Genomic DNA, 24,967 nt, shown 5'->3' with positions numbered 1-24,967 from the left:
ACGGCACCCGCCGCAGAACCGCAACCTCGTGTTAAAGGCGATGCGATCTATTTCTATTGTACTTCACGCACCGATCCCGACGAAGGCGTCGAAAGAGGAGAAAATCCGGCAAACGACAATGACCCGCTTTATGTACATCGACCTATCTTTTTTCAGATGGTTTCAAAAACTAAAGATATTTATATTGATTTTGCTTTTTTCAACTACAATCCGGTGGAACTCAGCAAAACCCGCCCGGTAATCCCGGCGAAAGACCAAATGGAAATCGTCACGGGACCCCGAACCATGCTGCGGTTTATCAATACGTTCAATCCGATCACACTGGAAAACAAACTGGCTTCCTTCAAAACGAAAGAAGAATCATGGGCCTGGGTGGACTCGCTTAGAATGACAGGGAAACAGATTTACCTGATCGACTGGAGCGACCCGGTGAACGGTAGCGGAGGCACCGAACTCAAACTGATTCAGGTAAGGCCTACCCTTACCAACCGTCCGTCTTACTAACAAATTAAATACTAAATGATAACTATCGGCAGAAAGAATCGCACCTTTCTGCCGATTTTCATTATATTTACAAAAACGAGCCTGCCGAATTATGAAAACATGGTTGTTACTTGCATTCGTTTGCACGGCGGCATTCACGGCACTCGGTGTCGAACCCCAATCCCGTGTCAAAGGCGATGCGATTTATTTATACTGTTCCGCATCTACACAAGACACCCGGGAAGGCATCGAAAGATTCGAAGATGCTGAAAACGACAATGACCCGTTATTCGCGCATCGGCCGATCAGTTTCGAAATGAAATCGAAACAAAAAAACATTTACATACTCTTTTTCCATTGCAGTTTCAATCCGGCGGAACTCAGCAAAACCCGCCCGGTAGACCCCGCAAAAGATCAGATGGAAATCGTCACGGGATCCCGAACCATGCTGCGGTTTATCAATACGTTCAACCCGATCACGCTGGAAAACAAATTGGCATCCTTCAAAACGAAAGAAGAATCATGGGCCTGGGTAGATTCGCTCAAAGCAACCGGAAAACAGATTTACCTGATCGACTGGAGCGACCCGGTGAACGGTAGCGGAGGAACAGAACTCAGACTGATCCAGGTGGCACCAACAACCATCAACCGACCGCTTTTTTAGATATAAAAGCAGACTAAAAAAACCGGAGGACAGGGACATGCTTTCCGCCGGTCTGTTTTTTCAGTTTCGGGACTTTCGAAAAGAGCTAAAGCAGTTCGCCGATCAGCGTGGCCGAACTGCAATCGGTGATCCGGACGGTCGCGTATTCGCCGATCCGCCGGTCGCCGCGATCGAAGACGACGACTTTGTTCTGCGACGTGCGGCCGAACAGCCGGTCGTCGCTGCGTTTCGAAACGCCTTCGATCAGCACTTCGAACGTGCGGCCCACGTCGCGGCGGTTGCTTTGCAGCGACAGTTCGTTCTGCAGATCGATGATTTCGGTTAGTCGGGCCGTTTTCACCTCGTCGGGCACGTCGTCGGCGAAATGACGAGCCGCTTTGGTATTCGGGCGTTCGGAATATTTGAACATGAAGGCAAATTCGTAGCCGACTTCCCGCATCAGCGACAGCGTGTCGCGATGATCCGCATCGGTCTCGGTGCAGAAACCGGCGATCAGATCGGTCGACAGCGCACAGTCGGGCAAGATACGCCGGATCGCGGCGATCCGGCCGAGGTACCACTCGCGGGTGTATTTTCGGTTCATCAACTCCAGCATCCGCGTGCTGCCGGACTGCGCCGGCAGGTGGATCGCGCGGCACAGGTTCTCCCGCCGCGCCATCACATGCAGCACCTCGTCGCTGAGATCTTTCGGATGCGAAGTCGAAAACCGCACCCGCAGCAACGGGTCGATTCCGGCCACGGCGTCGAGCAGGGCGGCGAAGCCGGTCGAATGCCCGTCCTGTTCCCAACGGTACGAATTGACGTTCTGCCCGAGCAGCGTCACCTCGCGGTAACCGGCGTCGAACAGCTCGCGGGCTTCGCGGAGAATCGTCCGCGGATCGCGGCTGCGTTCGGCTCCGCGCGTATAGGGAACCACGCAGTACGAACACATGTTGTTGCACCCGCGCATGATCGAAATAAAAGCGCTGACGCCGTTCTTATCGAGCCGCACCGGGGCGATTTCGGCATAAGTCTCCTCCTGCGACAACAGCACGTTGACCGAACGGCTGCCGTCGCCGGCCTGCCGCAGCAGCCGAGGCAGATCGCGGTAAGAGTCCGGCCCGGCCACGATATCGACCAACTGTTCGCGCTCCATCAACTGCTCTTTCATCCGTTCGGCCATGCAGCCGATCACGCCGACGAGCAACGCTTTCTTACGCCGCTTATAAGGCTTGAACTCGCGCAAACGGCCGAGGACGCGCTGCTCGGCATTGTCGCGTACCGAACAGGTATTCACGAGGATCACGTCCGCTTCGTCGATCCGCTCGGTGTAACGGTATCCGTCGCGCTGCAGGATCGACAGCACCACTTCGCTGTCGCTGACATTCATCTGACAGCCGTAGGTTTCGATATACAGTTTACTGCCATCGCCGGACAACGGCCGCAGTTTTTTCAGATTTTCGGCATTGAAATCCATCGTTTACTCTTTTTGCGGGAAAGGCTTGAAACCGTCCCCATAAGTTTCGTCGGCATCGACAATCACGACGAACGCCGTCGGATCGATCTCGTGTACCATACTGCGCACCATCGACACCTCGCCGCGGCTCACCACCACGAAAATCACCTCCTTATCCCGCGCGGTGTACAAACCCGACGCCTTCAGGTAAGTGCCTCCGCGTCCCATTCGTTCGAGGATATATTCCCGGATCTGCTCGCGCCGGTCGGAAACGATGAACAGCAGCTTGTCGTAGCTCGCGCCGTCGAGGATATAGTCGATGACCCGCGACGAGACAAAGATAGTGACTAACGAGTAAAGCGGCAAGCGCCAGTCGCCCAAAACGATCATGCCGAACAGTACGACGCACGAATCGACGATCAGTATTCCGCGCGAAAAGCGGATGTGCGCGTAGCGCGTCAGTAACTTCGCGATGATGTCGGTGCCTCCCGACGTGGCGTGCGACTTGATGATCAGCCCGGTTCCGGCGCCGATCAGCACGCCGCCGAAGATACACGGCAGGAACATGTCCTGCGACAGATTCATGGCTCCGCCGAACAGCGTTTCGGGACTCTCGCCGAAAAGCCACGTCATCGCGTTCATCGAAAGGGGGATCAACAGCGCGGAAAAAATCGTTTTCGCCCCGAACGCCCGCCCGAATACCTTCATCCCGACCAGCAGCAGCGGGATGTCGAGCATCAGGCCGAACGTCCCGACCTGCACCGACGGAAACAGATAGTGCAGCACGATGCCGGCGCCGTACACCCCTCCCGGCACGATGCGGTACGGGTTCATAAACAACACGAACCCGGCGGACAGCACGACACTGCCGACGAACACGTAAATCCACGAAACGACGGACTGTCTCGCAAGCCATCGGTCGTATACTTTCGGAATCATAACATTCCTCCTTTTTCTATTTTCGTTCCAATAAATAACAAAAGTAATCAATTCTGTTAAAAACCAAACTCCGGATTTCGTTTATGCGTTTTATTTGCCTAATTTTGCGGCTTAACGCGAAAAATCATGGTACTCAATATAACCTTAATCGTCATTGCTTATCTGCTGGGATCCATTCCGAGCGCCGTATGGATCGGCCGCCGCTTTTACGGCATCGATGTCCGCGAACACGGCAGCCATAACGCCGGAGCGACCAACACGCTGCGCGTGCTGGGGCTGCGGGCGGCGCTTCCTGTCTTCGGGATCGACATGCTGAAAGGATTCGTCGCGGTGATGCTGTCGCACCTGACCGCTTACGAAAACGGCAGCGACGCGATGTTCGACCTGAAGATCGCGCTGGTGGCGGCAGCCGTGATCGGGCATATCCTGCCGCTGTTCGCCGGGTTTCGCGGCGGCAAGGGCGTCGCCACGCTGGCGGGAGCGGTGTTGGCCGTCTATCCGTCGGCCGTGTTGTTGTGCCTGCTGATTTTCGGGATCGTCTTCGTAACCACCCACTACGTATCGCTCGGTTCGATCAGCGCCGGGATCGCGTTCCCGATCTTCGTAATCGGCGTATTCGGCGAACGGTCAGTATCGCTGATCGTATTCAGTTGCGTCATCGCGGTGTTGCTGCTGTATACCCACCGCAGGAACATCCAGCGGCTGTTCGACCACAGCGAATCGAAGACCTATCTGTTCAAAAAAAAGGACAAAAAATAACCGCTTCCCGGAACAACCCGTTTGCAAAGGAGTACGAAAACGCATCCTGTCCCCCGCCGGCACAGACGATCTTACCCGACGCAGAGCAAAAACAGATCCGATATGAAAAAAGTGAAAATAACGGTGCTGAAAACCACCCTGAACGAAGAACTGGCCAAAGAGTACGGGGCCGAAGGACTGACCGCATGCCCGATGCTGAAACAGGGACAAACGTTTTATGCGGATTACGCCCGCCCCGAAGGATTCTGCGACGAAGCGTGGAAAGCGATCTACCAATACGCGTTCGCCCTGGCCCACGGAGCGGGAAACGGTCTTTTCTATTACGGCGACTGGATCCGGAAACAGGGAATGGCGATCTGCAGTTGCAACGACGGACTGCGTCCCGTGATTTTCAAGCTGGAAGCGACCGACGAAGAATCGACGATCGACTACACTCCGGTGCGGTAATTCGGCCCCGGCCGGAAACGCCGGAAGCGGAAAACCGTTCCCGCGCTTCCGAAACCGGCACTCACTCCGGCACGCCCACGGCGCATACCGGAGTTTGCTCCGCCCGCCGCGACAGGAACGTCGGATACCCATAAAAAAACGGACGGCAGCCCCGCGAGGCCTGCCGTCCGTTTTTAAAACCCGGTCGTCAGATCCGGTCGAAACGCGTGTATTGGGCCAACGCCGCCGGGATACGAATATTCTCCGGAGTCTGGTTGTTCTCCAGCAACGCCGCCAGGATACGCGGCAGAGCCAGCGAACTGCCGTTCAGCGTATGGGCCAACTGCGTTTTCTTATGAGCATCGCGGTAGCGCAGCTTCAACCGGTTTGCCTGGAACGACTCGAAATTCGATACGGACGACACCTCGAGCCAACGTCCCTGCGCCGCCGAATAGACTTCGAAATCATACGTAATCGCCGACGTGAAACTCATGTCGCCGCCGCAAAGTCGCAGAATCCGGTACGGCAGTTCCAGTTTTTGGACAATGCTTTCCACATGCGCGATCATCCCGTCCAGCGCCTCGTAAGAGCGGTCGGGATGCGCCAGTTGGACGATCTCCACCTTATCGAACTGGTGCAGCCGGTTCAATCCGCGCACATCCTTGCCGTAGGAGCCCGCTTCCCGGCGGAAACAGGGCGTATAAGCGGTCATCTTGATCGGAAAATCGGATTCGTCGAGGATTACGTCGCGGTAGATGTTCGTCACGGGCACTTCGGCCGTCGGGATCAGGTAGTAATTGTCGAGCGTCACATGGTACATCTGCCCCTCTTTGTCGGGCAACTGCCCGGTACCGAAGCCCGACGCCTCGTTGACCATCAGCGGCGGCATGATCTCGGTATAACCGGCAGCCGTATTGCAGTCGAGGAAAAACGCGATCAACGCGCGCTGCAGCGCAGCGCCCTTGCCTTTATAAACGGGAAAACCGGCCCCGGTCAGCTTGACACCCAGTTCGAAATCGATCAGGTCGTATTTGCGGGCCAATTCCCAGTGCGGCAACGCTCCTTCCGGAAGCGCGGGATTCGTCCCGCCCATACGCACCACCACGTTATCGGCCGCCGTCTTGCCGCGCGGCACGTCCTTGTTCGGGAAATTCGGCAACGTCACGATCACGGCGTTCAGCTCTTCGCCTACGGCCCGCAACCGCTCCTCCATGCTCCGCGAGCGTTCCTTCAACTGAACCGTTTTCGCCTTAGCGGCTTCGGCCTCCTCCTTTTTGCCCTGTTTGAACAGCATACCCACTTCCTTGGCGATGGCATTTTGCTGCGCCAGGCATGCATCCAATTGAGCCTGAATAGATTTACGTTCATCGTCCAGCGCTTCGATCTTCTCGACGGCCTCTGTGGCATCCACCCCCTTGACGGCCAAACGTTCCAGCGTAAACGCCTTGTCTTCCCTGATTTGCTTAAGTGTCAGCATTTGGTTTCGATCTTTTTAAATTTTTGTATACTGCTTTCGTTCGTTTTTACGTAATATCAGTGAGGCAAAGATACTATTTTTTCGTACCTTTGTAACCTGTGAATTCATAATTTATGGACATCCGGAAAAACATATCGCCGCTGGTCGTACTGCTGTTTTGCCTGTTAAGCGCATGCGTAGGAACCGGAGGAGCGAAAGCCGACGGCGTTTCTGAAAAGAAACGGGAACAGACGGAAAAGAAAAAAGCCGGCCTGATACGCAGCGTATCGCCGCTGTACGGCACCTACGTCACGCAGGGGGAATCGCAGCGGATCGTAGCGGAACTCGGCGCGGAAGTCGATAGCGTCGTTTTGTCGATCGGCGGCAGCCGCGTGACGGCGCTCGACACGGCGGGTTACGTGTATGCCACCGACGGGAAACACCCCACCGGACGGATCGTTTACCGAATCACCGCCTACCGCGACGGCGACAGCGACAGCCGCACCGGCGAATTTACCATCCTGGCCGCAAAAGCGCCCATACTGTACGGACACAAGGTGCTCAGGCAATATCCGCACAACGCCGACTCGTATACGCAGGGCCTGCTGTGGCACAACGGCTCGCTGTACGAAAGCACCGGCCTCGAGGGACGTTCGTCGGTACGCAGGGTCGAACTCGCCACCGGCAGGCCGGTCGTCACCAAAAAACTGGACGACAACCTGTTCGGCGAAGGCCTCGCGCTGCTGGACGGCAAGCTGTACCAACTGACCTGGCAAAACAACAAGGCGTTCGTCTACGATCTGGAAACGTTCGACAAAGTCGGCGAATTCGATTACAGCGGCGAAGGCTGGGGACTGACCACCGACGGGAAGCACCTGTATATGAGCGACGGCAGCGAAAAAATTTATGTCCTCGACCCGGAAACTTTCCGGCGGATACGCACGATCGAAGTCTATACCGACCAGAGCAAGGTAGCCTACGTCAACGAGATGGAGTGGATCAAAGGCGAAATCTGGGCCAACGTCTACATGACCGACACCATCATCCGGATCGACCCGCAGACCGGCGCGGTGACCGGAGCGATCGACATGAGCGGACTGCTCTCCGAAGCGGACGTCACGCCGGCGACCGACGTGCTGAATGGCATCGCCTACGACGCCAGAACGGGCCGGATTTTCGTCACCGGCAAAAACTGGAACAAACTATTCGAAATTTCGGTCCATCCGAAGTAGGGCCGACTCCACAATTTACGTATGCTGAAATTTTCGATACACGACCAGAGCGCGCGCCGAATCCTGATCCTCGACGGCGGACTCGGAACGATGATACAGGGCTACGGCCTGAGCGAAGAGGATTACCGCGGAACGCGTTTTGCAGATTGGAAAATCCTGCTGAAAGGGTGCAACGACCTGCTCGTGCTGACCCGTCCGCAAGTGATCGCCGAAATCCACGAAGCCTATCTCAAAGCGGGAGCCGACATCATCTCGACCGACACGTTCAACGCCAGCGCGGTATCGATGGCCGATTACGGGCTCGAGGCGTATGTTTATGAGATGAACCGGGCGGCGGCGGCGCTGGCCCGCAAAGTCGCCGACGGCTATACGCTCCGCAATCCATCGAAACCGCGCTTCGTAGCCGGTTCGATCGGCCCGACCAATCGCACGGCGTCGATCTCGCCGGACGTCAACAATCCGGGTTACCGGGCGGTGACGTTCGACGACCTTCGGGCATCCTATGCCGAACAGGTGCGCGGTCTGCTGGACGGCGGAGCGGACGTGCTGCTGATCGAGACGATCTTCGACACGCTGAACGCGAAAGCCGCGCTGTTCGCCATCGAGGAGACTTTCGCCGAACGCGGAAGACGGATTCCGGTGATGGTCTCCGGAACCATCACCGACGCCAGCGGACGGACGCTGTCCGGGCAAACGATCGAGGCTTTCTACGCTTCGATCGCCCATGCGAATCCTTTTTCGGTAGGACTGAACTGCGGCTACGGCGCCGAACTGATGCTGCCTTACATCGAACGGCTGGCGGCGGTCGCCGGGTGCGCCGTATCGTCGCACCCGAACGCCGGACTGCCGAACGGCTTCGGCGGTTACGACGAAACGCCCGAAATGATGGCGGCAACGATCGGAACCTACCTGGACAAAGGCCTGCTGAACATCGTCGGCGGATGCTGCGGCACGACGCCGGAACACATCGCCGCCATCGCGCAAGTCGCATCGAAATACACGCCGCGCGCAATCCCGGAACCGGAGCACGTAACTACGCTCAGCGGACTGGAAACGCTGCGGATCACGCCCGAAGCTAACTTCGTCAACGTCGGCGAACGGACGAACGTGGCCGGATCGGCCAAATTCGCCGGCTTGATCCGTGAAAAAAAATACGAAGAAGCGCTGTCCGTAGCGCGGCAGCAAGTCGAAGGCGGCGCTCAGATCGTCGATATCTGCATGGACGACGGGCTGATCGACGGCCCGACGGCGATGCGCGACTTCCTGAACCTCGTGATGTCCGAACCGGACATCGCACGGGTCCCGGTCATGATCGACTCGTCGAAATGGGAAGTGCTCGAAACGGGGCTCAAATGCGTGCAGGGTAAATCGGTAGTCAACTCGATCTCGTTGAAAGAAGGCGAGCGGGAGTTCCTGCACCGGGCCGGACTGATCCGCCGTTACGGAGCGGCGGCCGTCGTAATGCTGTTCGACGAACAGGGTCAGGCCGATACTTTCGAACGGAAAATCGCGGTCGCCGGCCGCGCCTACGAATTGCTGACCGAAAACGGCTTCCCGGCCGAAGACATCATCTTCGATCCCAACGTGCTGTCGGTAGCCACCGGTATCGAAGAACACGACGGCTACGGCATCGACTTCATCCGCGCCTGCGGCTGGATCAAGGCCAACTGTCCGTATGCGAAGGTCAGCGGCGGGGTCAGCAACCTGTCGTTCTCGTTCCGAGGCAACAACAAGGTGCGCGAGGCGATGCATTCGGTATTCCTGTACCATGCGATCGCCGAAGGGATGGACATGGGCATCGTCAACCCGTCGATGCTGCAGGTGTACAGCGAAATTCCTTCCGAATTGCTGGAACTATGCGAAAACGTCGTGCTGAACCGGCGTCCCGACGCGACCGAACGGCTGACCGCATACGCACAGCAACTCAAGGATAAAAGCGGCACCGTGTCCGACGATACGCAACGGCTACAGTGGCGCAAAGGGAGTGTCGACGAACGGCTGGCGCACGCCATGCTGAAAGGAATCACCGATTTTATCGACGAAGACACCGAAGAAGCCTACCGGTCGCTGGGCAATGCGCTGGCCGTGATCGAAGGGCCGCTGATGAACGGCATGAACCGGGTCGGCGAATTGTTCGGCAGCGGAAAGATGTTCCTGCCGCAGGTGGTCAAGAGCGCCCGCGTGATGAAACGCGCCGTCGCGGTGCTGACTCCCTACATCGAACAGGAGCGCAGCGAAGGACGCGCCGCATCGGCCGGGAGGATCGTCGTGGCGACGGTCAAGGGCGACGTGCACGACATCGGCAAAAACATCGTCTCGGTGGTGCTGGCCTGCAACGGCTATCAGATCGAAGACCTCGGCGTGATGGTCGAGACGGGACGGATCGCCGACGCCGCCTCGAAATGGCAGGCCGACGTGATCGGACTCAGCGGACTGATTACCCCGTCGCTCGAGGAGATGGCCAAAGTAATCGTCTCGGTCGAACAGATGGGCCTGAAGATCCCGATTCTGATCGGCGGCGCCACCACGTCGGACATGCACACGGCGGTCAAACTGGCCCCGCTGTACAGCGGCCCGGTGATCCACGTCAAAGACGCGTCGGAAGACGTGCGGATACTCGGCGAACTGAATTCGGCGCACCGCGAAGACTTTTTGCGGAACCTGCGGACAGAGCAGCAGCGGCTGCGCGAAGAGTTCGTCCGCAAAGAGAGCGGCAAAACCTACCGCACGCTCGCCGAAGCCCGCGCCCGCGCACTGAGAATCGACACGAGCCGGATCGCGCGGCCCGCGCGCACGGGACGTTTCGTTTTCGCGGACTACCCGTTGGACGAAATCGCGAAACTGATCAACTGGAGTTACTTTTTCGCCGGCTGGGGACTGGCCGGACGCTACCCCGCCCTGCTGGACGACCCGATCAAAGGCGAAGAAGCCCGCAAACTGTTCGCTGACGCGCAGGAGCTATTGCAGCAAATCATCGACAACAAATGGCTGAGGGCCAACGGCGTCGTCGGGATTTACCCGGCGACCGGCGACGGCGACGACATCGTGCTGTACGCAGACGACAGCCGGCGGCAGGAACTCCTGCGGCTGCCGCAGTTGCGCAACCAACAACCCGACGACGAAACGAACCTGTCGCTGGCCGACTTCGTCGCTCCGGCAGGCAGCGGAATAGCAGACTACGTCGGCGCGTTCGCCGTAACGGCGGGCATCGGTCTGAACGAACTGGCCGAACGTTTCCGCCGCGACAACGACGACTACCGCGCCATCATGACCAAGTTGCTCGGCGACCGGCTGGCCGAAGCCTTCGCCGAAACGTTGCACCGGCGGGTGCGCACCGAACTGTGGGGATACGAAAAACCGGACGCATTCACGCCGAAAGAGCTGTTCGCCGGACGGTACCGGGGTATCCGCCCGGCATTCGGCTACCCCTCGTGCCCGGATCACTCGATGAAAGAGGACATCTTCCGGCTGATGCGGGTGACCGAAGCGACCGGCATCGCGCTGACCGAATCGTACATGATGACGCCCGGCGAATCGACCTGCGGCCTGATCTTCGGCTGCGAGGAGGCCCGTAACTTCTCGATAGACAAGATAGACGGCGAACAACTCGCCGATTACGCGGCAAGGAGGAACGTCGATCCGGAAAAACTGAAAACAATCATGCCGCAGCACCTGCGGTAGCGCCATAGCGAAATTAAAAACCTATTTCATGCACATTACCGACATCATACGAAAAGCCGGCGCGGAAGGCAAACCCCGTTTCTCGTTCGAACTGCTGCCGCCGCTCAAAGGCGACGGAACACAGCGCACGTTCGAAGCGATCGACCCGCTTATGGAATTCTCCCCGATCTTCTGTAGCGTCACCTACCACCGCGAGGACGTCAAATACGTCGAAAAAGAAAACGGTCTGCTCGAACGGCACACGGTACGCCGGCGGCCGGGGACGGTCGGCATTTCGGCGGCCATCATGCAGCGGTACGGCCTGACCGTCATCCCGCACCTGATCTGCGGCGGCCAGTCGCGCTACGACATCGAAGACGCCCTGATCGACCTGGACTTCCTGGGAATACAAAACGTGCTGGCGCTCCGCGGAGACAATCTGAAAGGAGAACACACGTTCCGCAACCACCCGGACGGACACCTGCACGCGTCGGAGCTGGTCGAGCAGATCGAACGGATGAACCGAGGCGTTTTCATCGACGGCGAGGTCGAACAGTGCCACAACACGAATTTCTGCATCGGCGTGGCCGGTTACCCCGAGAAACACGCCGAAGCCCCGAACAAAGCCGAAGACCTGCGCCGGCTGAAAGAGAAAGTAGACGCCGGCGCCGCGTACATCATCACGCAGATGAGTTTCGACAGCGCGAAAATCCTGTCGTTCATCGACGACTGCCGCGCGGCCGGAATCGACGTGCCGATCGTTCCGGGCATCAAGCCGTTCTCGACGAAAGCCCAGCTCACGATGCTGCCTCAGATTTTCCATGTCGACCTGCCCGAAGCGTTGGTCGAAACGGTGAAGCGGTGTAACAACAACGCCGAAGTGCGCGAAGCGGGCGTCGAATGGGCCATTGCACAGGGACGCGAGCTGATCGCGGCCGGAATTCCCGTCCTGCATTTTTACACGATGGGAAAGACCGACAACATGGTCAAGATCGCCCGCGCGTTATTCTAAAAACCGAGAACCTATGGACTACGAATCGATTAAAAAACACGCGAAGGCCGTTTCCGAACAGGTATTGACCGTCCGCAGGACGATCCACTCCCGGCCGGAGCTGTCGTTCGAAGAGCACGAAACGGCGGATTACATCGCCGCACAGCTTACCGAAGCGGGAATCCTGTTCCGCAGGATCGCCGGAACGGGTATCCTGGCGCGCATCGAAGGGCACGGCGACCTGCAACGCTGCGTGGTGCTCAGGGCCGACACGGACGCGCTGCCGATCTGGGAGGAAACCGGACTCGAATGCGCCTCCCGGCACGACGGAGTGATGCACGCCTGCGGGCACGACATGCACACCGCCTGCCTGCTCGGCGCGCTGCTCGTGCTGAACCGGCACAAATCGGAGATCGCCGGAACCGTGTTCGGGCTGTTCCAGCCCGGCGAAGAGGTTTGCCCCGGAGGCGCGTCGATGGTCATGGCAGAAGACCCGTTCCGCGATTACCGGGTGGTCGCATTCGTCGGGGAGCACGTCGCCCCGGAAATGGCAGTGGGAAACCTCGGTTTCCGCAGCGGAAAGTACATGGCTTCGAGCGACGAATTGTGGATAGAAGTACACGGCACCGGCGGCCACGGCGCCCTGCCGCACACGATGACCGATCCGGTCGTAGCCGCCGCCGCGCTGATCACGTCGCTGCAACAGGTGGTCAGCCGCAACAACAACGCCACGATCCCGACCGTGCTGTCGATCGGGCGGGTCATCGCCAACGGAGCGACCAACGTCATTCCGCCGGTCGTACAAGTCGCCGGGACGCTGCGCACGATGGACGAACGGTGGCGCGCGCAGGCTAAACGGCGCATTCACGAGATCGCCGCCGGAGTCGCCGCGGCCCATTGCGTTACGGCCGAAGTGAAAATCCCGGAAGGATATCCGTGCGTGGTCAACGATCCGGCGCTGACCGTCCGCGCCCGCAGCATCGCTGCCAAACTCTGGGGCAAGGAGCACGTCGAAGAGCTCGACCTGCGGATGACCGCCGAAGATTTCGGCACCTACACGGAACGCTACCCCAGCCTCTTTTTCAGGCTCGGCACCGCGCGTAAAAACGGCGAATGCGGCGGCGCGTTGCACACCGCTACGTTCAACCCGGACGAACAAGCGCTGGATTACGGCGTGGTCACGATGGCCGTATTCGCCCTGGAGTTTCTGCAATAATCCGCCAAATTTATTCGTTGTTAACTTGACTCGTATATAGAATAATTATACATTTGCGTCGTGGAACTCTTAAAACAAACAGAAAATGGCTTACAAAATCAGTAAAGACACATGCACCGCTTGCGGTACCTGCATCGACGAATGCCCGGTGGGAGCTATCTCCGCAGGGGATGTCTATGTAATCGATCCCGAGTCCTGCACCGAGTGCGGTACCTGCGCCGACGTTTGCCCGACCGAATCCATTTCGCTGGAATAATACGGCCACGCAACGTGGGAAAATAGAACCGCTTTCTCTTCGGAGAAGCGGTTTTCCTATTTAAAAAACGATGGACAACGAAAAAATATACCGCAAGGCGCTCGCCCTCGAACCGCTGACCGCCGGCGAGGCGATGCGGCTGTACGACACCGCCCCGACCGGCGAGTTGACGTTACTCGCATGGGAACTGCGCCAAAAGCAGGTTCCGGGCGACGTGGTAACGTGGCAAATCGACCGCAATGTCAACATCACGAACGTCTGCATTTCGGGTTGTAAATTCTGCAATTTTCACTGCAAGCCGCACCAGACCGAACGGGCCTACGTCACCACGATCGAACAGTATGCCCAAAAAATCGAGGAAACCCTCGCGCTGGGCGGCGACCAACTGTTGTTGCAGGGCGGCCTGCACCCGAAACTGGGGATCGATTTTTACGAAAACCTGTTCCGGGAGCTGAAAACGCGCTATCCGCAGATCCGACTGCATGCGCTCGGCGCGCCCGAAGTATTCCACATCGCCCGGATCAGCGGGCTGGACACGGAAACGACGCTGCGACGGCTGGTCGACGCGGGACTCGACTCGCTGCCCGGAGCCGGAGCCGAAATCCTCGACAACGGGGTGCGGCGGACTATCTCGCCCGGCAAACCGAACGCCGACCAATGGCTCGACGTCATGCGCACCGCGCACCGCCTCGGCCTGGCGACCTCGGCGACGATGATGTACGGGCACGTAGAAACGCCGCGGCAACGCATCGAACACCTGATCCGAATCCGCGACCTGCAGGCCGAATGTCCGGCCGGAAACTACGGATTCATCGCCTTCATCCCGTGGATCTTCCGCGCGAGCGGAACGCAGCTCGAACGCGAGGGCGTAAGCGCCCGGTTCGTTCCGCTCGAATACCTACGGATCATCGCGATCAGCCGCATCGTCCTGCACAACATCCGCAATATACAGGCTTCGTGGCTGACGGTTGGCAAAGCGACCGCGCAAATGGCGCTGCACGGCGGCGCCAACGATATGGGATCGATCATGATCGAAGAAAACGTCGTCTCGTCGGCCGGCGCGCACAATCGTTTCGACGCGCAGGGTATCCGGCAGGCGATCCGAGAGGCGGGCTTCGTGCCGCGCCTGCGCAACCAGTTATACGAATTCCGGGACGAACCGTCCGCATAGGAACACCCGGAACGGGCCAAGTTATTCTGTACACGGGACTTTTCCGAAACATTCCGACAATCCCGCCGCGATTTAGCACAATATTTGCACGAACCGTTTCCAAACCGTCATTAATCATTAAAACGCAAAACGATGAAACAGGTAAGTGCAGAGGTGCTAAACCTCGATGTTCAGAAACTGATCGAAATGCTTAACGCCGCCCTGTGCGAAGAGTGGCTGGCCTACTACCAATATTGGGTAGGCGCGCGCGTCACGGAAGGCCCGATGCGCAGCGAAATCGAATCGGAAATGCTCAAGCATGCCGACGAAGAACTGTCGCACGCCGTCAAACTGATCGATCGGATCATCCAGCTCGGCGGCACGCCCGTGCTCAGCCCCGACCAATGGATGAAAATGGCCCGGTGCAAATACGAAGCGCCGACCGACCCGTACATCGAAACCGTTCTCGAACAGAATCTGCGCGGCGAACGCTGTGCAATCAAGCGCTACCAGGACATCGCCGACTTTACGAGCGGGATCGACTATACAACCGCCAAAATGGCCGTCGAAATCCTCGAAGACGAACTGGAACACGAGCAAGACATCATCTCGTTCCAGCGCGACATCACTTCGCTGAAAAAGACGCTCGACAAAATGATGAAATAAAACAACCCGGTTACGGACATAAGAGGGAATCCCGCTATTTGCGGGATTCCCTCTCATGTTGCCGAAACTGCGGCGCGGCCCGGAAAAATTTCCTAAATTTGTCCGTACTTCAAAAAAACGGAACGTCATGAAATACCTGTTTCTTCACTATCCAAAGTGCGGCACCTGCATCAAAGCCGCCAAATGGCTGCGGGCGAACGGCATCGACGTCGAAGCGCGCGACATCACGCTGCAAAACCCGACCGCGCAGGAACTCTCCGCATGGATTCCCGCCAGCGGACTGCCGATCCGGAAATTCTTCAACACCAGCGGGCTGAAATACAGGGAACTGAACCTGAAAGAAAAAATGGAAACAGCAACCCGCGAAGAGTTGCTGTCCGTACTCGCCTCCGACGGCAAGCTGGTCAAACGCCCGTTGTTGGTCGCCGCAGACTTCGTGCTGGTCGGCTTCGACGAAACCGCATGGCGGCAACGGCTGGCGGTACGCTAAAAACCTTCAGGCTGATTAGTTGATCTTCTTGCGGTCGGCTTCGGTCTCTTCGGGCTCCATCTCTATCTGCAAAGCGATCATCTTGATGACCGCAGCGGCGGCTTCGTCCCCCTTGTTGCCGTACTTTCCACCGGCACGGTCGATGGCCTGCTGCAAATTCTCAGTCGTCAGCACCCCGAAGGCCACCGGCATGTTCCACGACAGCATCAACTGCGTAACGCCCTGCGTAACGCCCTGGCACACATAATCGAAATGCCGCGTCTCGCCCTGGATCACGCAGCCCAGCACGATCACGCCGTCCACATCGGTGTACTCGGCGAAAAACTGCGCTCCGAGGGAAAGTTCGAACGTCCCGGGGACGCGTTTCACTTCGATATTCTGTTCGTCGCACCCGGCGTTTTTCAACGTACGCACCGCTCCTTCGAGCAACGCGCCGGTGATCTGCTCGTTCCACTCCGACACCACGATGCCGATCCTCATATCCGCCGCCGAGGGCAGTTCCGTTCCTATTTCCGACAAATTTTTATGAATCGTCGCCATATCTTTTATTTATAGTTTAAGTCAAAAAAGGTTGCCGTACAACACAGCAACCTTTCGGTTTATGGATTCCGTAAACGGTTACTGCTGCTGAATTCGCCCGATGTATTTCTGAATATCACGGGCCTCCATGCTGGTCGGATAATCGACCTCGACCGCCTCGTACGCCGCGAGCGCCTTGGCATTGTCGCCGAGCTTTTCGTACACTTCGCCGGCTTTTTTCAGGTAGTAAGGCGCCGTAAGCGGATCGCTGCTCGTGGCGACGGCTTTTTCATACGACTTGGCAGCCTCGGCGTAATCGCCCATCTGGACATAAACGTCGCCCCGCAGTCCGTAGTTCTGCGCGGCCAGCAAAGCGGACGGCACGTCGTCGGTCGAGCCTTTGTACTGAGTCAGGTAGTCCAGCGCTTCCTGGTACTGTCCCAGGCGCAGGTAGCAGATTCCGGCGTAATGCCTGGCTACGTTGCCCGTTCCGGTCGAACCGTATTTTTCGATCACCTGCAGGAAACCGGCGAAATTACCGTCCCCGTTCAGCGCCAGTTTGAACGAATCCTGGGCGAACTGCTGCTCGGCGGCGAACATCATCGCCGAAGCCTTCTCCATCCGCGGAACGGCGACCAGGTATTTATATCCGAAGAAACCTCCCACCACGATGATAACGACTCCCAAAGCGGTCAGCAGCGACCGGCTGTTTCGCATGATAAAAGCCTCGACGCGACCGATCGCCGATGCGATGGCTACCTCGGGATCTTTTTCGGCCTGCGGTTTGTTTTGTGCCATAATCGATTCAAAAATTAAAATTTACATACTTACGAAATGCAAAAGTAACCTTTTTTAGGGAAATTAAAACTATTTCGGCATCTTTTTTATCTTTGCCCGCCTCCGGAGCGACGCCCGCAAAATCCTCCCGTCGGCATCCGGGAAGCAAAAAACCGCGCGCCGCGGAATATTCCCGAAAATTAAGTATCTTTGGGAACGTAAAAACAACCTTATGCACCTCCACAAACTGTCGCTGATCGACTTCAAGAACATTGCGGAAGCCCATATCGAGCTTTCGCCGCAGATCAACTGCCTGGTAGGCGACAACGGAACCGGCAAAACCAACCTGCTCGACGCCGTACATTACCTGTCGGTCGGTAAAAGCGGATTCAATTTTGCCGATTCGCAGTGCATACGCCACGGTGCGGACGCATTTTTGATCGACGGCGTTTACCGGACGTCCGAAGATCGCAGCGAGCACATCGTTTGCTCGTACAAAAAAAATTCTCAGAAAAAGTTGTGCCGCGGCGGGAAGGAGTACGAAAAGCTGTCCGATCACTTCGGACTGATCCCGCTGGTGATGGTCACCCCGTCGGACACCGCGCTGATCAACGAATCGGGCGAGGAGCGGCGCAGGTACATGAACAGTCTCATTTCGCAGCTCGACCGGAAATACCTCGCGACATTGGTGCGGTACAACCACCTGCTCGCCGAACGGAACAAACTACTCAAGGCACAGCAAACGCCGAACTTTTCCGAAATAATGGAAGTGATCGATCTACAGATGGCGGCTCTCGGAACGGATATCAACGCAAGGCGCAAACAACTGATTGACGAACTGGCGCCGCACGTAGCGCGATATTACGCCGCACTGTCCGGCGACCGAGAACAAATCAAACTGAAATACCGGTCGGAACTGAACCAACTGCCGTTCGATGAAATCTTGCGCGATGCGCAGCCACAAGACCGGGCGAACCAATACACTACACGCGGCGTGCACCGTGACGACCTGCGTATGACCCTCGGCGACTATACGTTGCGCAAATACGGTTCCCAGGGACAACAGAAGTCGTTTCTCATCGCGCTGAAGTTGGCCCAGTTCGATCTGATAGCCGGCCACAGTCCGGTTCGGCCGATCCTGCTGCTGGACGACATCTTCGACAAGCTCGACATGCAACGCGTCGAACAGTTGATCCGCATCGTGACCAGCGAACGTTTCGGTCAGATCTTCATTACCGACTGCAACAAAGTCCGGCTCGAAAACGTACTGCACAGCAACGGATGCCGGTACACCCTGTTCAACGTAACCGACGGCGAAATCCGAACGGCATGAGAAGACGCGACCCGATCCGGATAGGCGATGCGCTGAACGATTTTTTCACGTCCACGCCGACGATCGCCCGCAAAATAGCCGAAGCGCGGATTCCGGACGTGTGGCCGCGCGTGGTCGGAGACATCGTCGCATCGTATACCGTCCGGCTCGAGATCAAGACGGGCGGACGGTTGTTCGTCTACCTCAGTTCGTCGGTCGTCCGCAACGAGATCTTCATGCAGCGCGCGGCGCTCAAAGAGGCGATCAACCGGGCCGTCGGCAGCGACATCCTGACGACGATCATCGTCAAATAGCCGCCGCGAAATACCGCCGCCCCTTTTCAAAGAAACCGATAAAAAACCGGGAAGCGTTTACACGCTTCCCGGATCTCTCTGCTCGGAGCGAAAAATTATTTCGTAGCCGAATCCGCAGGAATCACGTCGATCAGATCGACTTCATAGTACAATGCCGAGTTGGCGGGAATCATCTGACCGCGGCCCTGTTTGCCGTAAGCCAGTTCGGACGGCAGCCACAGTTTGATTTTGCCGCCTTTGCCTACCAACTGCATACCTTCGGCCCAACCCGGGATTACGCCCTTCAACGTAATGTTGGCGGTATCCTTGCTGTCATAGGTATTCTGCAGATCCTTTCCTTTGCGGTCGGTCATCTTGTAGAGTACGCGTACGGTCGAAGCCGAATCGGGTTTCACGCTCTCGTCACCCATTTCAACGATCTCGTACAGCAGGCCCGAAGCGGTCTTCTTCACGTTGCTTCCTTTTTCGGCTTCGGCGATGAATTCCGCGCTGGCGATACTGTCTTTACGGGGTTTAACCACCGTGTAGTATTCGCGCATAAAGTTATAGGCGGCCTCCTTGCTCATCACGGAAGTATCGCTCTTGGCAACATCCTGCATCGCTTTTGCGATCACCGCCAGATTCAAGTTGGCGTCCAACATCGTATCCATGTTCTGGATATAGCTGCCCATATCCAGGCCCATAGCATAGGCCAGCGAATCTTCGGTCGATTTGAGGCTGCCTCCGCCGGTCGAGGTGCAGGCGCCGAGGAAAAGGGCGGCCACACCGCTTAAAATAACAACTTTTTTCATTTTTTTAGAACTATAAATTAATAATCAGAATCGTCTTCAAAACCGTGCCACGTTTTCAGTAGCCGTATACGAGTCGCAAACTTAAACAAATTCAGCGAATAATGCACCATTTTCGCCGCATTTTCGGGCAAATATTTTCAATCTTCCGGTTTTTCCTTCCGTTTCACCATCGTGCGGGTAAAAACGAACCCGACGATCACGGCGGCCAGCGACGCCACCAGAATCGCGATTTTGCCGTTACTCACCGTCGCCGGATCGGCAAAGGCCAGGTTATTGATAAAAATCGACATCGTAAATCCGATCCCGGCCAGGCACGAAACGCCGAAAACCCCGGCCCAGGTAGCTCCCTGCGGCAATTCGCCCCATTTCAGCCATACGACCAGCCGGCTGAACAGAAATACGCCCAGCGGCTTGCCGACCACCAATCCGAGAAAGATTCCCATCCCCAGCGGCTCCAACAGCACGCGCAAGTCGCCGAATCCGCTGATCGCGACCCCGGCGTTGGCCAGCGCAAAAACGGGCATAATAAAAAAGGAGACGACGTGGTGCAACGCATATTCCAGCCGTTGCGACGGGCTGATCGCATTGGTCGCCACCAAGCGCACCATCTCGATGTCTTCGAGCTGTTTGCGGTTCGACAGCACCTGCACTCCTTCGCGGTCGTGTCGGCGGAACGAACGCAGGTAATACCGCGTCTTGTAGGAAAAATAACGTTTCGTAAAACGGGGCGTAGACGGAATCGTCAGCGCGATCAGCACGCCGGCGATCGTCGCATGAATCCCCGAATACAGAAACAGAATCCACATCACGATACTGAGAATCAGGTAATAGCGCATCTTGTAAACATTCAGCCGCTTCAGCAGGATCATGAAGACGAACACGACGGCCGCCGCCACGAGCATTCCGACCTGGATGTCGGTCGAATAGAAAACAGCGATTACCAGGATGCCGCCGAGGTCGTCGACTACGGCCAGCGCCATCAGGAACACCTTCAGCGAAACCGGAACCCGGTTGCCGAGTAGCGACAGGATGCCGATCGCAAATGCGATGTCGGTTGCCATCGGGATCCCCCACCCCGACAGGAAATCGCCGCTCCGGTTGATCAGCACGTAAATCAGCGCAGGCACCGCCATGCCTCCGATCGCCGCCGCCACCGGAAGCGCGGCGCGGCGCACCCCGGAAAGTTGGCCGGCGATGATCTCGCGTTTGATTTCCAAGCCGACATAGAAAAAGAAAATAACCATCAACCCGTCGTTGATCCACGCTTCGAGCGGCTTGCTGAGCCGGAAATGGTCGAACCCGACGGTCAGATGGCTCTCAAGCAGGTGGTGATAGACCCCGGCGGTTTGCGGAATGTTGGCCAGAATCAGGGCCAACACCGCGAACGCGACCAAAATCACGCCGCCCGCCCAGGGGCTATGCATGAAACGGTGGTGCTTTTCGTGGCGGACAAAAAAATTCCGCTTGCGTCTGAAAGTAACGGCCCTCGTCATAATCCGTTGTCGAATCGATAAAATAACGCCGCTGCAAAACGGCAAAATGTCAGAGCCTTACCGCAAACAGGATACCAAAACCTCCTATTTGCCGCCCCGCAACGCAAAATTGCACAGTTTATAGAGCATCCGCGCGCCGACGTTGGCGTCCCAGTCATCGTCGCCGGCCGGATCGGGAGCCACCTCGCAAAGGTCGAACCCGACCACCTCGCGACCCGAAGCGGTCAGCCGGTCGAGCAGGTAAACCGCTTCGGCGAAACTCAGTCCGCCCGGAACCGGCGTTCCGGTATGCGGGCAATACTCCGGCGCGAGCCCGTCGATATCGAAACTGACGTACGCCTTTTCGGGCAGGCAGGCGATGATCCGGTCGCACACGGCATTCCAACTTTCGCCGCCGAACTTCGCGGCGGACAGCGCATAATCGTCGAACAGGCGGACACGCGCATCCGCCGAGGCCAGGCGCGCCTCGTCGTCGCAGAGATCGCGAACGCCCACCTGCACCAGAGCCGACACTCCGGCCGCTTCGTTCAACACATTATACATAATGGAAGCGTGCGAATAGGTAAATCCTTCGTAAGCCCGGCGCAGGTCGGCATGAGCGTCGACATGCAGTACGCCGACGCCCGGATTACGCTCGGCCACCGCGCGGATCAATCCGAGCGGGACGCTATGGTCGCCGCCGACCAACCCCACCTTTTTACCGGCGTCCAGCCACCGGCAGGCCTCGTCGTACACTTCCGCATTGAGTTTTTCGGAACCTTCGTTGACCCGCGCGATACGGCGGCGCACCGATTCTCCGGCCGTACCGCCCGATTCCCAGTGTTCGATCACCCGCCGAGCCTCTTCCCGCAATTTTTTACCGCGCAGTTCCAGCGTATCGCCGACCGGCAGCGTCCCGATTCCCTGCCGCCAACCGTCCGGATTGTGCAGGTCGTACAGATCGACCTGCAACGAAGCGTCCAGGATTGCATCGGGACCGCCGGCCGTCCCCTCGCGGTAAGAGGTCGTCACGTCCCACGGAACGGACATCAGCACCAGTCGAGCCTGCTCCGGCGTAAAAGGAAGTCCGAAATAGCGCCCGTTATTCACGCCCGGAGCGTTCGGATCAAAATCTGTTTTCTCCACGTTTTTCGAAATTAAGCGGCCCGCAAACGACCGGCCCGCACGGACAAAAATAGATAAAAATACCGGATTTCCGGGAAAAGGCTTTTTTCCGAATTTTGAAATCCAACCCGTTACCGTTTTTCTTCCGACAAAAAGAACGATCCGGACAATATCCGCCAATCCGCCCGCGTTACTAATGTAGATTTCCGATTATCGTTGTGAAACGGAGATCGGGTAGTTTTTTTCATAATCATACATTAAGTTGGGTAACCCCCGTCGCAGTAGCTGCGGCGGGGGTTTTTTCACGATTCGTCCGCCCGATGCCGGATTCCGTCGCTACCGGAGCCGGAACAAGCCGTAAAAACAAGCCTTTGCGAAAATCCGGACGGCGATTCCAAAGTTATTGTTACATTTGCCCCGGAAACAATAAGCTGGAAGATGAACGCAAAACCTTACGTGCTGGCCGACTGCGACATTCCCTTTCTCAAAGGCGTGCTGGAACCCTACGCCCGCGTGCAATATCTCAAAGGCAGCGAGATTTCGCACTGCGACGCGGCCCGGGCCGACGCTCTGGTCGTGCGGACGCGCACGCACTGCGACGAACGGTTGCTCGGCGGCACGCCGGTCGGATTGATCGCCACGGCCACAATCGGCCACGACCACATCGATTCGGAATACTGCTCCCGGCACGGCATCGCGATCGCGACCGCCCAGGGATGCAACGCGCGCGGGGTGCTGCAATACGTCATGGCGGCCCTCGCGGCCCTCGCAGTCCGGGACGAATGGTCGCCCGCAGACAGAACCCTGGGCGTCGTAGGCGTAGGAAACGTTGGGTCGCTGATCGCCGAATACGGCGAGCTGTTCGGCTTCCGAGTGCTGCGCTGCGACCCGCCGAAGGCCGAACGGAACCCGCAGGACGACTACCTGCCGCTCGGCGAACTGTTGCCGCAGGCCGACATCGTCACCTGTCACGTTCCGCTGAATCGCACGGGAAACTATCCGACGCTGCGAATGGCTTCGGCCTCCTTTTTCGAAGCGATCAAACCGGGGGCGATCTTCATCAACACGTCCCGGGGAAAGATCGTCGACGACGAGGCGCTGATCGGCGCGCTGCAAAGCGGACGGCTGTCGCACGCGGTCGTCGACACCTGGAACAACGAGCCGGATATCCACCCGACGTTGCTAAGCCTGGCCACGTTCGCCACGCCGCACATCGCCGGCTACTCGATCCAGGGAAAAGCCGCCGGAACGGCGGCGGCCGTACGAGCCGTCAGCGAATTTTTCGGATTCCCCCTGAACGGCTGGTATCCTCCGCAGGTAACCCCGAGCCGGGCCGACCCGAACATCACATGGGAACGGATGCGGGAAACCATGCCGCGCTATTTCCGGATCGAAGCCGAGACGCAACGCCTGCGCAGTGCGCCTTCCGCATTCGAAAACATCCGCAACAACTACGACTACCGCACCGAGTTCTTCTAAACGATCCGATTCATAATGAAAATGTTGCGGGCGACGTACTTTTGCCCGGAATTGCTTCCGGAATGCCCGTTATTTTAAAAATTATTCCTACTTTTGCAGAAATTCTGGCCGCCTGATTAATTATGTATAAGAAAGTCATCCGTCCGATCCTGTTCCTGATTCCCCCGGAAATCATCCATCGGATCATCGTCACCGCACTGCGCGTGATTCATTACATTCCCGGTTCACGTATGCTGCTGAGAGCTTTCTGCGCCGTCAGACATCCGTCGTTGGAACGGGAAGTGTTCGGCATCCGGTTCCAAAATCCGGTCGGGATCGCCGCCGGCTTCGACAAGAACGCCGAAGTGTACAAAGAGCTGCTCTCGCTCGGATTCGGATTCACCGAGATCGGAACGGTCACCCCGAAAGCGCAGCCGGGCAATCCGCGCCCGCGCCTGTTCCGGTTGCCCGAAGACAACGCGCTGATCAACCGGATGGGCTTCAACAACCAAGGGATGGAAAACGCCGTCCGCAACCTGCGCCACCGCCGTCCGCACCAGATCATCGGCGGCAACCTCGGCAAAAACACGCAGACGCGCAACGAAGACGCTCCGGCGGACTACCTGCGTCTGTTTCGCAACCTGTACCAATACGTCGACTATTTCATCATCAACGTCAGCTGCCCGAACGTCGCGAACCTGACCAGCCTGCAGGACAAGAACAACCTGAACCTGATCCTGCGCGGTTTGATCGACTTCAGGCGCGGACAGAACCAGTACCGGCCGATCCTGCTGAAAATATCGCCCGACCTGACCGACGCGCAGATCGACGACATGATCGACGTGCTGGTCGAAACGGGACTCGACGGCATTGTCGCGACAAACACGACAACCCGCCGCGACGGACTCGAAACCGATCCGGCCACGGTCGCAGCCATCGGCAACGGCGGACTCAGCGGAGGTCCGCTGACCCGACGGTCGCTGGAAGTGGTGCGCTACATTCACAAAAAAACCGAAGGTCGCTTCCCGATCATCGGCGTGGGCGGCATCATGACCGAGGACGACGCCGTAGCGATGCTGAACGCCGGCGCCAGCCTGATCCAGATCTATACCGGCTTTATCTACAACGGTCCGCAATTCGTCAAACGTATCTGCAAGCGACTGAAGCAGGAAGCCGAGAGCAAGACGAAAACGGAAACCCGATCGGAATCCGGACAACGCTAATCCCTACCGTATGCGAAACGTTCCGCTCGAAAAGGCGGAACGTTTCGATTTACGACGAACGTTCCGGAAACCGGTTTCGAAAAAATGCCGGGCGAAAACGGCCGCCGGAAACCCGACGGCGGGCGAAATCCGGGCGGAGCGGAGCCGGGAACG

General features: G+C 57.7%; 24 protein-coding genes. 16 read left to right on the top strand and 8 right to left on the bottom strand.

Annotation, left to right across the window (positions count from 1 at the left end; translation table 11 throughout):
- Together PGR91_RS08845 and PGR91_RS08840 are read left to right on the top strand one after the other, a co-directional pair.
- Positions 1 to 504, top strand: a 504-nt coding sequence (locus tag PGR91_RS08845; RefSeq protein ID WP_270399326.1) for a hypothetical protein, incomplete at its 5' end; no start/stop codon positions are given.
- 91 nt (positions 505 to 595) lie between these two features.
- Entirely contained in the window at positions 596 to 1,147 is a 552-nt protein-coding gene (locus PGR91_RS08840) for a hypothetical protein (RefSeq protein ID WP_118655834.1), read from the top strand.
- An 85-nt stretch (positions 1,148 to 1,232) separates the two neighbouring features.
- On the opposite strand, the gene miaB is transcribed toward PGR91_RS08840, so the two are convergent.
- Together miaB and PGR91_RS08830 are read right to left on the bottom strand one after the other, a co-directional pair.
- A complete protein-coding gene (gene miaB, locus PGR91_RS08835) occupies positions 1,233 to 2,603 on the bottom strand; it encodes a tRNA (N6-isopentenyl adenosine(37)-C2)-methylthiotransferase MiaB (protein ID WP_118655832.1) in 1,371 nt (456 codons plus the stop codon).
- 3 nt (positions 2,604 to 2,606) lie between these two features.
- Positions 2,607 to 3,521, bottom strand: a complete 915-nt coding sequence (locus tag PGR91_RS08830) for a YitT family protein (protein WP_101572536.1) — start codon at positions 3,519 to 3,521, stop codon at positions 2,607 to 2,609.
- 126 nt (positions 3,522 to 3,647) lie between these two features.
- Between PGR91_RS08830 and plsY the strand changes: the two genes are divergently transcribed.
- Positions 3,648 to 4,280: a glycerol-3-phosphate 1-O-acyltransferase PlsY gene (gene plsY / locus PGR91_RS08825; protein ID WP_101572534.1), complete on the top strand. Its 633-nt coding sequence runs from the start codon at positions 3,648 to 3,650 to the stop codon at positions 4,278 to 4,280.
- A 102-nt stretch (positions 4,281 to 4,382) separates the two neighbouring features.
- Positions 4,383 to 4,727, top strand: coding sequence for a TIGR04076 family protein (locus PGR91_RS08820; protein WP_118655830.1), 345 nt, complete (start codon positions 4,383 to 4,385; stop codon positions 4,725 to 4,727).
- Positions 4,728 to 4,914: 187 nt separating this feature from the next.
- Here the strand turns inward: PGR91_RS08820 and serS are convergent, their stop codons facing one another.
- Positions 4,915 to 6,183, bottom strand: a complete 1,269-nt coding sequence (serS, locus tag PGR91_RS08815; protein ID WP_101572530.1) for a serine--tRNA ligase — start codon at positions 6,181 to 6,183, stop codon at positions 4,915 to 4,917.
- 113 nt (positions 6,184 to 6,296) lie between these two features.
- Between serS and PGR91_RS08810 the strand changes: the two genes are divergently transcribed.
- The 8 genes from PGR91_RS08810 to PGR91_RS08775 all read left to right on the top strand — a co-directional run bounded on the left by PGR91_RS08810 (position 6,297) and on the right by PGR91_RS08775 (position 15,823).
- On the top strand, positions 6,297 to 7,394 hold the full coding sequence (locus tag PGR91_RS08810; RefSeq protein ID WP_101572528.1) for a glutaminyl-peptide cyclotransferase: 1,098 nt from the start codon (positions 6,297 to 6,299) through the stop codon (positions 7,392 to 7,394).
- A 21-nt stretch (positions 7,395 to 7,415) separates the two neighbouring features.
- Entirely contained in the window at positions 7,416 to 11,075 is a 3,660-nt protein-coding gene (gene metH, locus PGR91_RS08805; RefSeq protein WP_118655828.1) for a methionine synthase, read from the top strand.
- Positions 11,076 to 11,103: 28 nt separating this feature from the next.
- On the top strand, positions 11,104 to 12,066 hold the full coding sequence (locus PGR91_RS08800; RefSeq protein ID WP_101572525.1) for a methylenetetrahydrofolate reductase: 963 nt from the start codon (positions 11,104 to 11,106) through the stop codon (positions 12,064 to 12,066).
- A gap of 13 nt (positions 12,067 to 12,079) precedes the next feature.
- Complete coding sequence (locus tag PGR91_RS08795) at positions 12,080 to 13,261, top strand: M20 metallopeptidase family protein (protein WP_055204722.1); 1,182 nt, start codon at positions 12,080 to 12,082, stop codon at positions 13,259 to 13,261.
- Between the two features lie 85 nt (positions 13,262 to 13,346).
- Positions 13,347 to 13,517, top strand: coding sequence for a DUF362 domain-containing protein (locus tag PGR91_RS08790; RefSeq protein WP_055204719.1), 171 nt, complete (start codon positions 13,347 to 13,349; stop codon positions 13,515 to 13,517).
- A 70-nt stretch (positions 13,518 to 13,587) separates the two neighbouring features.
- On the top strand, positions 13,588 to 14,688 hold the full coding sequence (gene mqnC / locus PGR91_RS08785; RefSeq protein WP_118457833.1) for a cyclic dehypoxanthinyl futalosine synthase: 1,101 nt from the start codon (positions 13,588 to 13,590) through the stop codon (positions 14,686 to 14,688).
- A gap of 132 nt (positions 14,689 to 14,820) precedes the next feature.
- Positions 14,821 to 15,333 (top strand): ferritin-like domain-containing protein, encoded by a 513-nt coding sequence (locus PGR91_RS08780; RefSeq protein ID WP_055204716.1) that lies wholly within the window; start codon positions 14,821 to 14,823, stop codon positions 15,331 to 15,333.
- 127 nt (positions 15,334 to 15,460) lie between these two features.
- Positions 15,461 to 15,823 (top strand): arsenate reductase family protein, encoded by a 363-nt coding sequence (locus PGR91_RS08775; protein WP_055204713.1) that lies wholly within the window; start codon positions 15,461 to 15,463, stop codon positions 15,821 to 15,823.
- A gap of 15 nt (positions 15,824 to 15,838) precedes the next feature.
- Here PGR91_RS08775 and ribH read toward each other — a convergent pair whose 3' ends face one another.
- Positions 15,839 to 16,363: a 6,7-dimethyl-8-ribityllumazine synthase gene (gene ribH, locus PGR91_RS08770; RefSeq protein WP_055204711.1), complete on the bottom strand. Its 525-nt coding sequence runs from the start codon at positions 16,361 to 16,363 to the stop codon at positions 15,839 to 15,841.
- A gap of 78 nt (positions 16,364 to 16,441) precedes the next feature.
- A complete protein-coding gene (locus PGR91_RS08765; RefSeq protein ID WP_118457835.1) occupies positions 16,442 to 17,140 on the bottom strand; it encodes a tetratricopeptide repeat protein in 699 nt (232 codons plus the stop codon).
- Positions 17,141 to 17,351: 211 nt separating this feature from the next.
- On the opposite strand from PGR91_RS08765, the gene recF reads away from it, so the two are divergent.
- Entirely contained in the window at positions 17,352 to 18,452 is a 1,101-nt protein-coding gene (recF, locus tag PGR91_RS08760) for a DNA replication/repair protein RecF (RefSeq protein ID WP_055204707.1), read from the top strand.
- Entirely contained in the window at positions 18,449 to 18,745 is a 297-nt protein-coding gene (locus PGR91_RS08755; RefSeq protein WP_101572517.1) for a DUF721 domain-containing protein, read from the top strand. Before recF ends, PGR91_RS08755 begins: the two co-directional genes overlap by 4 nt.
- Positions 18,746 to 18,840: 95 nt before the next feature.
- Here the strand turns inward: PGR91_RS08755 and PGR91_RS08750 are convergent, their stop codons facing one another.
- The 3 genes from PGR91_RS08750 to PGR91_RS08740 form a co-directional block, all read right to left on the bottom strand.
- Complete coding sequence (locus PGR91_RS08750; RefSeq protein WP_055204703.1) at positions 18,841 to 19,536, bottom strand: FKBP-type peptidyl-prolyl cis-trans isomerase; 696 nt, start codon at positions 19,534 to 19,536, stop codon at positions 18,841 to 18,843.
- Between the two features lie 137 nt (positions 19,537 to 19,673).
- A complete protein-coding gene (nhaA, locus tag PGR91_RS08745; protein WP_259336713.1) occupies positions 19,674 to 20,960 on the bottom strand; it encodes a Na+/H+ antiporter NhaA in 1,287 nt (428 codons plus the stop codon).
- A gap of 153 nt (positions 20,961 to 21,113) precedes the next feature.
- Positions 21,114 to 22,154: an agmatinase family protein gene (locus tag PGR91_RS08740; protein ID WP_118656238.1), complete on the bottom strand. Its 1,041-nt coding sequence runs from the start codon at positions 22,152 to 22,154 to the stop codon at positions 21,114 to 21,116.
- Positions 22,155 to 22,571: 417 nt separating this feature from the next.
- Between PGR91_RS08740 and PGR91_RS08735 the strand changes: the two genes are divergently transcribed.
- Together PGR91_RS08735 and PGR91_RS08730 are read left to right on the top strand one after the other, a co-directional pair.
- Positions 22,572 to 23,612 carry a 4-phosphoerythronate dehydrogenase gene (locus tag PGR91_RS08735; RefSeq protein ID WP_055204700.1) on the top strand — a complete coding sequence of 347 codons (1,041 nt, stop codon included), beginning with the start codon at positions 22,572 to 22,574 and terminating at the stop codon, positions 23,610 to 23,612.
- A gap of 122 nt (positions 23,613 to 23,734) precedes the next feature.
- A complete protein-coding gene (locus PGR91_RS08730; protein ID WP_118655824.1) occupies positions 23,735 to 24,814 on the top strand; it encodes a quinone-dependent dihydroorotate dehydrogenase in 1,080 nt (359 codons plus the stop codon).
- Positions 24,815 to 24,967: the final 153 nt, after the last annotated feature.

It is taken from the genome of Candidatus Alistipes pullistercoris, from assembly GCF_027665465.1.
Lineage (GTDB): Bacteria > Bacteroidota > Bacteroidia > Bacteroidales > Rikenellaceae > Alistipes_A > Alistipes_A hominis.
This window is presented reverse-complemented; position numbering and strand designations above follow the sequence as displayed.